We start from the raw sequence: 11,164 nt of genomic DNA, 5'->3' as shown, positions 1-11,164 counted from the left end.
ACCTGGCTTGCCGGTCCCTTCGAAGGCGGATCCGCCGGCCCCGCCGTGCCCGCCGGCTCCGCCTGACGCACCTACACCGCCGATTCCGCCGGTCCCGCCGCCGGTGAACAACCCGCCGGTTCCGCCGCTGCCGCCCGCCCCGCCGATTCCGGTGACGTCCCTCGCGAACCCGCCGGAGCCGCCGACCCCTGCGGATCCCATCAGCAAGCCGGCGTTGCCGCCGCCCCCGCCCGTTCCGGCGGTCAGGTTGGCGTTGTGGGCGAGGCCGCCGGAGCCGCCGGCCCCACCGCTGCCGAACAGCATGGCGTCCCCGCCGCGGCCACCGGCGCCACCGTTGACGAACACGCCCGCTCCACCCGCTCCGCCCGCTCCGCCGTTGCCGATCAGCCCGGCGGGCCCGCCGGCACCACCTGGCTTGCCGGTCCCTTCGAAGGCGGATCCGCCGGCCCCGCCGTTGCCGATCAACCATCCGCCGGGTCCACCGGGCGCCCCGGTGCCGGGTGCGCCGTTGGCGCCGTTGCCGATCAACGGCCGTCCGGTCAGCGACACGAAGGGCGCATTGATCTGGTCGAGCAGGCTTTGTAGAGGTGTGACGGCGGCGGCCTCGGCACCGGCGTACGAGCCCGCGCCCGTGGTCAGGGCTGCTACGAACTCGCTGTGAAACGCCGCAGCCTGTGCGCTGAGCGCCCGGTATTGCTGGCCTTGCTCGGAAACCAGCGCAGCGATCGCCGCCGACACTTCATCGCCAGCCGCGGCCGACACCTGCGTTATCGAACTCACCGCCGCTGCGTGGGCTGAGCTGAGCGCCCTTTCGATACTTGCCAGATTCGTTGCCGCCGCAGCCATCAGCTCGGGCGCCGCGATCAGATAAGACATGTCGACTCATTCCGCTAACAGGTGTTCGCAGACTCACCATCCTTCGAACGGAAGAGAGACGTGTACGTAGTCGACTACCTAATTCTGATGGCGGTGCTATGCCATACGGACTTATCGCCTCGCTACCCCGACGACGCCCGCACAAACCCAATCGACTTCGCCGGCCCAGAACGCCCCGCGTCACCCAGCGGCGCCAGCCCCGCCGCGCTGAACAGCTCGGCGAGATCGGACGTGATCGTGTTCCACCGGTTCGCCCACAAGTGCGCCGCCACGTCCGTGTGCTCACCGGGGTACGTCAATCCGGCAATGTCCATATCGAGCCCCAGCTCGCGCCACGAGTCGGTCATCCGCTGCGCCGCCTGCTGATCAGCGACAGACCTCCCGGCCACCTGGCCGTAGTCGGCGGCCAGCCAGCTGCCCGAGTCGCTGAGACCAATGATGTCGTCCAGCAACCGGACTTCGGCTTCCTGCGGCAGGAAGCCGATCAGCAAGCCTTCGGCCAGCCAGGCCGTCGGCTGCTCCACGTCGAATCCGGCTGCCAATAGAGCCGCCGGCCACTCGTCGCGCAGATCGATGCCGACGGTGCGGTGTTCTACGTCGGCGGTGACACCGAGCGCCCGCAGCGTCGACGTCTTGAACTCGATCACTTCGGGCTGGTCGATCTCGAACACCCTGCTGCGGCCAGGCCACGGCAGCCGGTAAGGGCGGCAATCCAGCCCGGAGGCTAGGATGACGAACTGCTGCACGCCCATGCTGCCGGCCTCGGCGAAAAAGTCGTCGAAGTATTTTGCCCGGGCGGCGAATGTGTCGATCATCCTTGGGAAGCCCAGGTTCCCGGCGGCGTCAACGTCGTCGAGCTCACCCGCCGCAAGCCGCACAAACAGCTCCACTCCGACGGCTCGCACCAGAGGCTCGGCGAACGGGTCGTTGACGATGATGTGGTGGCGTCTGCTGGCCGCCGCCCGCGCGGCCGCGACCATGGTGGCGGTGGCTCCCACACTGTTGGCCAGGTCCCAGCTGTCGTCATCGGCGCGTGCCATGGACTAACCGTAAGCCCGGTCCCTGGAAGTCCGCTGAAGTCGCTTAACGTTCGGGTATGGCACCGGAACCCGCAGTCACCCTGGAAACCGTCGAGGACGACATCGCCTGCATCACGCTGAACCGGCCCAAGTTGTTGAACGCTATTGACGGATCGCTGATCAACGGCGTCGACGACGCGCTGAACACGTTGAGCCGCGGCGGTTTTCGCGCCGCGATCCTGACCGGCGCCGGACGCGGGTTCTGCGCCGGGGCCGACCTGAGTGGTACCGGCCAGGCCTGGACCGACGTCAAACCCGCCACGCCGCCGTTCAAGGTCACCTACGACGCCCAGGTGCGGCTGGCCGAGCTGTTCGTCCGGATGTACGAGCTGCCCATCCCGGTGATCGCCGCGGTCAACGGCGTCGCCGTCGGCGGAGGCCTGGCGTTCGCGCTGCACTCCGACATTCGGATCGCCTCCGGAAACGCGCGATTCGGCTCGGTATTCATCAAAGCGGGCTTCTCGTCGATGGATATGGGCACCAGCTACCTGCTGCCCAAGATCGTCGGCGCCGGGGTTGCACGCGAACTGATGCTGACGGGCCGCATCATCGACGCCGAGGAGGCCTACCGGATCAGCCTGGTGCATGAAGTGGTGGAACCCGACGATCTGATGGGCGCGGCGCTGTCCAAGGCCCGCGAGATCACCGCGAACAACGCATTCGGGGTGTGGCAGACCAAGATCGGCCTTAATGCGGCACTGGACGCCCCGAGTCTGCGGCACGCCATCGAGATCGAGAACCGCACCCAGATCCTCACCGGGTTCACCAACAATCCTGCCGAAGCCGCCAAGGCGCATCGGGAGAAGCGGGCACCGAAGTGGGATCCGCTGTGAGCGTTAAACTTTCGACATCACCTTGTCGGCGTACTTTTCCAGGTGCCCGATCTTGACGTCCAGCGGTTCGAGGTCTGGTCCCTTGATGTAGGGCCAGCGGAAGCCGACGATGACGTCGGTGACGCCCTTGTCCTCCAAGCGCTTGATGCCGTCGACGGTGTAGGCGTCCGCCGAGATGACGTGGATCTCGAACGGGCCGCTCTTTCCCTCTTCCTCGCGAAAGTGCTTGACGCGCCCGATAAGCCGGTCGAGCTCGGCCGGGTCGCTGCCACCGCCGTGCATCCAGCCGTCCAGACGCGCGGCGCGGCGTAACGCTGCGTCGGCGTGGCCGCCCACCAGGATCGGGATCGGCTGCGACGGCGCCGGACTCATCTTCGTCTTGGGAATGTCGTAGAACTCGCCGTGGAATTCGAAGTAGTCACCGGTGGTGAGACCGCGCACGATCTCAATGCATTCGTCCATTCGCTTGCCCCGCTTGGCAAACGGCAGACCCATCAGCTCGTAGTCTTCCGGCCACGGGCTGGTGCCCACGCCCAGACCCACCCGATTGCCGATCAGCGCGGCCAGCGAACCGGCCTGCTTGGCCGTCAGTGCCGGGTGCCGAACCGGCAACTTCAGGACGAAGAAGTTGAACCGCAACGTCGTCGTCACCGCACCCAAAGCCGCTGTCAGAACGAAGGTTTCGATCATTTCCTTGCCGTCGAGGAATTCGCGGTTCCCGTCGGGTGTATACGGATACTTGGAGTCCGATTCGTACGGATAGGCGAGGCTGTCGGCGATGGTCATGCTGTGATACCCGGCCGTCTCGGCTGCTTTGGCCAGCGGGATGTAGAAAGCTGGGTCGGTCATCGACTCGGCGTAGCTGAACCGCACGTCATGTCTGCTTTCGTCGAAGGGGTGCGTCCCTCGACACTAGAACGTGGCTTTCTAGAGCTGGTTCTCCGGCCCGATGACCGCCCACACCGTCTTGCCCGAGGAGGTCGGCGTGCTACCCCAGGCCCGGGACAAGGCCTCGACAATGGCCAGCCCGGAGACATCGATGCCCTTCGACGGTGACGACAGGCGCAACGCCGGTGCCCCGCTGGCGTCGGACACCGCGATGGTCGCGGTCTGGCCTTCGCATTCGATGCGCATCACCGGGTCGCTACCGGTGTGTTCCAGCACGTTCTCGATGAACACGTTGACCACCACCAGCGCCACCGGGATCAGCCCCGGCTTGTGCCAGTTGGTGAGCCACTCGCGGACCAGCTGGCGGGACTCCCGCAGGCTGGTCAGGTTGGCGGGCAACTTAGCCTGCGCGTGCTGCAGCTTGCGGCGGCCGAGCTTCGCGACGCCCTTCAGCGCCGCTTTCTCGGTCGGGTAGACCGGCATGAAGCGCGCGACGCCGCTGCGGGTGATGGCGTCGCGGGCCGCGCGGTTCGAAGAGACCAGGATGATCGGCACATCGGGCCGGGTGTCCAGCTGCCAGCGCGCACTCACAAAGGCCGACCACGCCGCCTCGTCGGGAACTTGAAGAGCGCTGACGTCGACGACGACGGCGGCAGGGACATCGATCATGGCTTTGGTGATGCTGTCCCGCAGTTCCGGGGAGTTGTTGGCGTCAAGCAACCCTTCGGCCGTCAGCACGACCACCGAATCCTCGGTCCGCGAGGCTACAGCCAGCGCGTTGGAGGACTTGGCGACCGCGCTCATCGGGACGCCAGTCCGAACGTGTCGTTCGATTCCATGTCCCGCTCCTCGGACTTGTACCCCGTCGCAATTGCCAACCAAGAACGTCTATCTTCGGCCAAGTAAGCCGTTTTGCGAAAGTGCGGCGGCACCGGCGCGACCCGGTATAGGTTCGCGGGCCCGCGACGCTCCAGCCGTCACAACGCCGAACATGCTGTTCTCGCCGTCCTGTCGCCTGCCGCAGCACGCACCACAAGAGGGGACTACCCACTACGTGCCTGCGGTCAACCTCCAATAGGAGGCGGACCTAGCCTAACCGCTTGACGACGGGTGCCGATGCGGCAATTTCAGCCGTCAGCCGTGGCCGGCGTACGGCGGCGCGCCGATGCCCGCCACCGAGTGGGTGCCCCAGGGAGTCCGCTCCACGATGCGAGCGGGCGCGCTGCGGCGGCCCACGGCCAACGTTCCGACCCGCTCCCGCGGTAGTTCGGCAACGTCGAACACGGTCCCTTGCCAGTGGTAACTGCCGTCGAGCGGGTCCAGGTGGCCCGTCAGTCGCACCCGGACCGGATGGCGCGTGCCGCCGATCTCGAGCGTCGCCTCACCGTCATAGGTGTCTTCGTAGTCCGGCGCATGCGCCGACAGGTCAAACGCCGATGCCGCCGGCGGTGGCGGGGCGGGCGCGAGCGGCGCGCGTTCGTTGTATACCTGCTGGCTGCTGTGGCGCACCTCGATGCGGCGGCTCCGGCTGCGCTGCATCAGCACCACACACTCTGCGACATAGCGGGCCTGAGCAGCCACGTCGGGACCGGCGACGAAGAAGTAATTGGGGAACCCACGCACGGCCACGCCGAAGAACGGCTCCATACCGTCGACCCAGGCTTGCCGCAGGGTCAGCCCACCGGCGCCGGCCAGCGGCGGGTCGTGCTCGATGCTGAAACCGGTGCCGTAGATGATCGTGTCGACGGGGTGTTCGACGCCGTCGACGGTGCGGATGCCCGTGGCGGTGATCGATTCGATCGGCGGCGCCACTTGCGGTCCACGATCGGTCCGGCGGAGCAACCGGCGCTTGACTCGGGTGGGCCACAGCTCGATGTCGATGATCGGTCTGCGCGGCGTGTGCGGGAAAACGGTTACCGCTGTGGCTGATTCGACAAGCCGGCTTAGCCGGTGCCCGGCGAAAGAGTCGGTACCGACGACCGCGATGCGCTTACCGGCCGGGTTGAAGTTCTCGTCCCACTGCGCCGCATGGAACGAATCGCCGCGAAAAGCGTTGTGGCCGTGCAGGTTCGGAATCCACGGCGTCGCGGGCACCGGCTGTGTGGCGACCACGACGCGAGCCCGGACGACCACGTCATCGGTGTGTAGCGCCCAGCTGTCGGCGTCGTCGTCGAACACCGCACGGTGCACCCCGTCGCGCATCTCGACGTCCCCGACACCGGCTGCTTCCAGGGCGGCCTGCACGCTGCGGCCACGCGATTGCGCGCCGACGATCACGACCGCATGCGGAGTCCTCACAGAAACCTGCTGCGCTTCCAGCCCCGTCGCGCGATCCGGCCCATCAGGCCCACTTCGGTCAAAAACTCTGCCAGGGGCGCGAATCCGGCGACCTGAATCTCGCGGCGGTGCTCGCTGGTGCGTGCGGCGCGCCGGGCTCGTATCGGGTCCAGGCCGGTGCGCGCATACGGCACCGGGTTACTGAACAGATAGTTGAAGAAGTATCCGCCGAGTCCGTTGATGTTGGCCATGAACCAACGATTGAACCTGGGCATTTCGGCCACCCGCTTGCGCGCACCGTCACGCGCGAACTGAATGTGGCGGGCCTCTTCGGTGACGTGAATCCGCATCAGCCGCTGAATGATCGGCTGCAACTGCGGGTCGTCCATCATCTGCCGTTGCAACGAGTCAAAGATCTCCTCGCCGATCAGCGCGGCTACCCACAGCATCGAACCGCGCTGGAACGCCAGCGGCAACGCGTTGATGATGAAACGGTGAAACCGCCGCGGCTGCACGGGCTTTGCGCCGATCCGCTCGATCGCCTTACCGAACATGACCATGTGCCGGGTTTCATCGCCCAGCTCGGTCAGCTTGTAGTGCGTCGACCGGCTGGTGGGATCTTCGTGGAGGATGGTGCGCAACAACGACTGGTTGAGCATGTTCTCGAACCAGATGCCGGCCGAGAGAGTGTTCACCAATTCCTGGCGGGACAGCTCGATCTGTTGTTCGCGGGTCATCTCGTCCCACATCGGCGTGCCGTACAACGACACCAGCCGGGGCGGAAGGAAGAACTTGTCCGGGTCCAGTGGGGCATCCCAGTCGATATCCACGACAGGTTCGTAGGACTTCTTGACCGAGCCTTTGAGCAGACGCTCGGAGAACTCTTCACGACTGGGCCCACCCGGGCGCACCGCAGTGGTCATCGTTGACCGTCCCTTCGATCGCGTACCTCTGACGTTAGGCAGATCACAGGTGTTAGTCAATACCCTTGGTACCGGGTACCGTCGGTCTCAGGTAGAAATGCCCGGCTCTCAATTAGCTTGGGCGACATGACCCGTCACATCCACGTCATCGGTGTCGGCGCGGGCGACCCCGACTATGTGACCGTTCAGGCGATCAACGCGCTCAACAACACGCAGGTGTTCTTCGCCATGGACAAGGGCGAGGCGAAAAGTGATCTGGTCGCGTTGCGCCAGCACATCTGTGCGCGGTTCATCCGCGAGCCGGGCTACCGGTTCGTCGAACTGGCCGACCCCCAGCGCTCCGCGGGGGGCGACTATCGCAAGGCGGTGTCCGACTGGCATGCCGCGCGGGCCCGGATCTGGGCGCGTGCCATCACCGAAGAACTCGGGCCCGACGGTGTGGGCGCCTTCCTGGCCTGGGGCGATCCGTCGCTGTACGACAGCACGCTGCGCATCCTCGAAGCGGTGGCCGGCGAGGTCGACTTCACCTACGACGTCATCCCCGGAATTACCGCGATCCAGGCATTGACCGCCCGGCACCGTATTCCGCTCAACGACATCGGCGCGCCGGTGCTGATCACCACCGGCAGGCAATTGCGCGCGGGCGGCCTGTCGGGTGCGGCCGTGGTGATGCTCGACGCCGACTGCTCGTTCCAGGCTTGCCCGCCCGAGACCCGGATCTGGTGGGGCGCCTACCTCGGGACCGCTGACGAACTGCTGATGGCCGGCACCGTCGGGGCGGTCGGCGCCGACATCGCGGCAAAGCGTGCGCAGGCCCGCGCGCGACACGGCTGGATCATGGACACCTACCTGCTGCGGCAGGGCGACTGATCGAAAGCGAGCTCTATCAGGAGTTTTGGCCTTCTAGCGCCTTATTGCACAGTTGTCGAAGAGTTTGGAAACATGTACTGCTGTGGCTACGTCGTGGGTTTTTGCAACACCGGAATATGTGGCGGCGGCGGCCGGCGACCTGTCTGCGATCGCGTCGACGATCAGCTCGGCGAATTCGGCGGCCGCCCTGCCGACCTCGGCGATCCTGGCGGCCGGCGCCGACGAGATCTCGGCGGCCATAGCGTCCCTGTTCGGCTCGCATGCCCAGGCATATCAACTGGTCAGCGCGCAGGCCGCGGCTTTTCACCAGCAGTTCGTCGCCTTGATGAGCGCGGGCGCAAGCCAGTACGCCGCCGCGGAAGCCCTCAACGCGACACCGCTGCAGGCGTTGGCGGCCGCGGCCACCGCCGACCCGTTCGTCGCGCTCACCGGCCGTCCCCTGATCGGCAACGGCGCCGACGCCACCACGCCGGGAGGCAACGGCGGCGACGGAGGCTGGCTGTTCGGTAACGGTGGCAACGGTGCTGCCGGCGCCCCGGGCCAGAACGGCGGCAGCGGCGGATCCGCGGCTTTCTTCGGCAATGGCGGCAACGGCGGCGTCGGCGGGGCGGGCGTGACCCCCGGCGGCTCAGGGCTGCCCGGCGGCAATGCCGGCAGCGGCGGCAACGGCGGCAACGGCGGCTGGATCTGGGGCACTGGCGGAAGCGGCGCGACAGGCGGGTTGGGCGGCAGCGCGACGATCCCGTTCGGCGCCCAGGCCGTGGGTCAGAACGGCGGCAACGGCGGCAACGGTGGAATTGGAGGCCGCGGCGGGCTGCTGTTCGGCGATGGTGGGACCGGCGGAGCCGGCGGCGGTGGTGGACAGGGCACCAGCAGCATTGGCGTCAACCCCGGATTCGGTACCGAGGGCGCCGGCGGGTTCGGTGGCAACGGCGGCAATGGCGGTCAGGCCGGGTGGCTGTACGGCAACGGCGGCACTGGCGGCAATAGTGGCGACGGCGGCGGGTACATCAACCAGCCCGCCTACGGCGGCGCCAACGGCGGTTCGTCCGGGACCGGCGGCACTGGAGGCAACGCCGGTTTGTTCGGTCACGGCGGTGCGGGAGGTCACGGCGGTTCGGGCGCCAACGGGTTGTCCGGTACCGACAGCGGTGGCGACGGAGGTGGCGGCGGCTGGGGCGGCGAGGGCGGCACCGGCGGTCTGATCTGGGGTGACGGCGGGCTCGGCGGCAACGGCGGCAACGGCGCAAGCGGCGGCAACATGGGGGATGCGTTCATCCTCAACACCGCAGGCAATGGCGGGGCCGGCGGCTGGGGCGGCGCCGGTGGCGAAGCCGGCATATTCGGCAGCGGGGGCAGCGGAGGCAATGGCGGCAACGGCGGCGTCGCCGGCCAGGGCAACGTCGCGCAACCGAACCCGCACGTCGCTTACGGATTTGCGGGTCAAGGTGGCAACGCCGGTCAGGGCGCCGACGCCAAACTTTTCGGCAACGGCGGTAACGGCGGTCAAGCCGGCAATGCGGCTGTCAGCCCGGATCCCGACAAGGGGCAGGCGGGCGGAATGGGCGGCTTCGGCGGTGACGGCGGCTTGATCTTCGGAAACGGCGGCAATGGCGGCGACGGCGGTCTGAACGGCGTCGTCGGCGGTGGCGGCGGTGGGGGAGGCAGCGCCACCTTCATCGGCAACGGCGGCAACGGCGGAAACACGCACGGCCCGGGCGACCCCGGTTTCGGCGGCGACGGCGGGATTCTGGGCGCTGCCGGGACCCCCGGCGTGACCCTCTGACCTCAGCCGGGCGGTACTGCCCCGAAAAGAACGTGCGCTCCGGGTATCCATTCCCACGCTACGATTCAGTACCACGTGCTAAACACGTGATGAGTACTTCGTCACACCGGTCGGGAAGGATCGCCGAATGTCGTATGTGTTCGCCAGTCCAGAGTGGGTTGCAGCAGCGGCCTCGGATTTGGCGAGCATCGGCTCCACGATCAACTCGGCCAGCGCGGCGGCGGCAGCGCCCACGTCGGCGGTGATGGCGGCCGGAGCTGACGACGTCTCGGCCGTGATTGCGGCCCTGTTCGGCGCGCATGCCCAGGCCTACCAGCAGCTGAGCGCGCAGGCGGCGATGTTCCACGAGCAATTCGTCCAACTCATGAGCGCCGGGGCCAATCTCTACGCGGGTGCCGAGGCGGCGAACGCGACGCCGATGCAGCAGGGCGCTGCTCCCTCCAACGACGTGGCAATGGCCACCGCAGCCGCGGCACAGTCGATGAACACCGGCGCAGTCAACCGTATCGGTGCCGCCGTGGGCGCGGCCCGAAGCGGCGCCTCGTTGTTCGGCGCCCGCGCCGCGGCTCTGGCCCCGGCTGGCGGGTCGGCAGGACTCTTCGGCAATGGGGGCGGCGGCGCGGTCGGCGCCCTCGGGAGTCAGGCCGGCGTAACGCCGGCCGCCGACGTCGCGGCCGCGGAGGCTGCTCCGGCACAAGCTTTCGCGCCCGGCTTCTTCGGCCCCGGCGCCGGTTTCGCCGCCGCGAATGCTCAACCCGCCAAGGCCGGTAGCGAAAGCCACCCGGCCAGTCCCGCCCACGTGCCGCACGCCGAACCTGCGGCCGTGGTCGCCGAGGGCGAGCGGAGCGGCTGGCTACATGGCGAAGGCGCTTCCCTCGCCGGTCACACCCTGCGCGGAGCAGACAGCTTCTTCGCCCCCGACGGACGCGGCGTCGGGCTGTTCGGCCACAGCGCGGCCGGCGGCAGGGGTGCGCTGGGTGAGGCCGGCATCGCCGCCCCGGCCTAGTCTCTGACTTCGGCGAATCCCGGATCGCGCCGCGGCCAAAGCGCTACCATCGCCTCTCACGCGGAAGTCGGTTGACATCTGATCGGGAAGAGGTTGCCGCATGTCGTTTGTGTACGCGTCGACGGAGTGGGTCGCTGCGGCGGCAACGGATTTGGCGAGCATCGGGTCCTCGATCAACCAAGCGAGTGCTACAGCGGCGGCGCCGACGTCTGCGGTGCTGGCAGCCGGCGCCGACGAAGTGTCCGCGGCGGTAGCGGCCATGTTCGGTGCTCATGCGCAGACCTACCAAGCGCTGAGCGCACAGGCGGCATCCTTCCATCAACAGTTCGTGCAGTTGCTGAACGCCGGTGCCGGCGCCTACGCCAGCGCCGAAGCGGCGAATGCGGCGCCGATCCAGCAGGCGCTGAACCTGATCAACGCTCCCACCCAGGCGGTGTTGGGGCGTCCCCTGATCGGCAACGGTGCCGACGGGATCGACGGGACCGGCGGCAATGGTGGAGCGGGCGGACTGCTGTTCGGCAACGGTGGACGGGGAGGTTCTGGCGGGGTCGGTCAGAACGGCGGAGCCGGCGGCGCGGCGGGGCTTTTCGGTAACGGTGGCGCCGGCGGCGCGGGTGGGGCGGGTG

General features: G+C 67.9%; 10 protein-coding genes and 2 pseudogenes. 6 read left to right on the top strand and 6 right to left on the bottom strand.

Features of this window, described 5'->3' with window-relative positions; translation table 11 throughout:
* Both AWC08_RS19760 and AWC08_RS19755 read right to left on the bottom strand, forming a co-directional pair.
* The coding region (locus tag AWC08_RS19760; protein ID WP_142283684.1) for a PE family protein at positions 1–876 on the bottom strand (876 nt) is incomplete at its 3' end.
* A 122-nt stretch (positions 877–998) separates the two neighbouring features.
* Positions 999–1,916, bottom strand: coding sequence for a class I SAM-dependent methyltransferase (locus tag AWC08_RS19755; protein ID WP_065137705.1), 918 nt, complete (start codon positions 1,914–1,916; stop codon positions 999–1,001).
* A 56-nt stretch (positions 1,917–1,972) separates the two neighbouring features.
* Between AWC08_RS19755 and AWC08_RS19750 the strand changes: the two genes are divergently transcribed.
* The gene (locus AWC08_RS19750; RefSeq protein WP_069434489.1) at positions 1,973–2,788 is read left to right on the top strand and encodes an enoyl-CoA hydratase/isomerase family protein; all 816 of its coding nucleotides are present in this window, start codon (positions 1,973–1,975) and stop codon (positions 2,786–2,788) included.
* A 3-nt stretch (positions 2,789–2,791) separates the two neighbouring features.
* On the opposite strand, the gene AWC08_RS19745 is transcribed toward AWC08_RS19750, so the two are convergent.
* The 4 genes from AWC08_RS19745 to AWC08_RS19730 form a co-directional block, all read right to left on the bottom strand.
* Complete coding sequence (locus AWC08_RS19745; protein ID WP_065137006.1) at positions 2,792–3,661, bottom strand: TIGR03619 family F420-dependent LLM class oxidoreductase; 870 nt, start codon at positions 3,659–3,661, stop codon at positions 2,792–2,794.
* Between the two features lie 54 nt (positions 3,662–3,715).
* Positions 3,716–4,480, bottom strand: coding sequence for an STAS domain-containing protein (locus AWC08_RS19740; RefSeq protein WP_065137007.1), 765 nt, complete (start codon positions 4,478–4,480; stop codon positions 3,716–3,718).
* A gap of 330 nt (positions 4,481–4,810) precedes the next feature.
* Positions 4,811–5,974, bottom strand: a complete 1,164-nt coding sequence (locus AWC08_RS19735) for a DUF4873 domain-containing protein (RefSeq protein ID WP_232008010.1) — start codon at positions 5,972–5,974, stop codon at positions 4,811–4,813.
* A complete protein-coding gene (locus AWC08_RS19730) occupies positions 5,971–6,876 on the bottom strand; it encodes an AurF N-oxygenase family protein (RefSeq protein ID WP_065137009.1) in 906 nt (301 codons plus the stop codon). The genes AWC08_RS19735 and AWC08_RS19730 overlap by 4 nt, the downstream gene beginning before the upstream one ends.
* A 126-nt stretch (positions 6,877–7,002) precedes the next feature.
* On the opposite strand from AWC08_RS19730, the gene cobF reads away from it, so the two are divergent.
* From cobF to AWC08_RS39670, 5 genes and pseudogenes are all read left to right on the top strand, one after another.
* Positions 7,003–7,746 (top strand): precorrin-6A synthase (deacetylating), encoded by a 744-nt coding sequence (gene cobF, locus AWC08_RS19725; RefSeq protein WP_069434491.1) that lies wholly within the window; start codon positions 7,003–7,005, stop codon positions 7,744–7,746.
* Positions 7,747–7,828: 82 nt separating this feature from the next.
* The gene (locus AWC08_RS19720) at positions 7,829–9,532 is read left to right on the top strand and encodes a PE family protein (RefSeq protein ID WP_069434492.1); all 1,704 of its coding nucleotides are present in this window, start codon (positions 7,829–7,831) and stop codon (positions 9,530–9,532) included.
* Positions 9,533–9,659: 127 nt separating this feature from the next.
* A pseudogene (locus AWC08_RS38375) lies at positions 9,660–9,959 on the top strand (PE family protein); the annotation flags it as partial.
* 679 nt (positions 9,960–10,638) lie between these two features.
* Positions 10,639–10,860, top strand: a pseudogene (locus AWC08_RS39675) (PE family protein); the annotation flags it as partial.
* A gap of 87 nt (positions 10,861–10,947) precedes the next feature.
* A partial coding sequence (locus AWC08_RS39670) for a PGRS repeat-containing protein (protein WP_419196913.1) occupies positions 10,948–11,164 on the top strand: 217 nt, incomplete at its 3' end.

The sequence above is a fragment of the Mycobacterium gordonae genome (genome assembly GCF_002101675.1).
In the GTDB taxonomy this organism is placed as follows: Bacteria; Actinomycetota; Actinomycetes; order Mycobacteriales; family Mycobacteriaceae; genus Mycobacterium; species Mycobacterium gordonae.
Note: the sequence above shows the minus strand (reverse complement) of the source record. Positions and strands in the feature narration are given on the sequence as shown.

Excerpts from the sequence above, each read along its gene's own strand:
- AWC08_RS19755 (WP_065137705.1), bottom strand. The coding sequence starts at position 1,916 with ATGGCACGCGCCGATGACGACAGCTGGGACCTGGCCAACAGTGTGGGA.
- AWC08_RS19750 (WP_069434489.1), top strand. The coding sequence starts at position 1,973 with ATGGCACCGGAACCCGCAGTCACCCTGGAAACCGTCGAGGACGACATC.
- AWC08_RS19740 (WP_065137007.1), bottom strand. The coding sequence starts at position 4,480 with ATGAGCGCGGTCGCCAAGTCCTCCAACGCGCTGGCTGTAGCCTCGCGG.
- AWC08_RS19730 (WP_065137009.1), bottom strand. The coding sequence starts at position 6,876 with ATGACCACTGCGGTGCGCCCGGGTGGGCCCAGTCGTGAAGAGTTCTCC.
- cobF (WP_069434491.1), top strand. The coding sequence starts at position 7,003 with ATGACCCGTCACATCCACGTCATCGGTGTCGGCGCGGGCGACCCCGAC.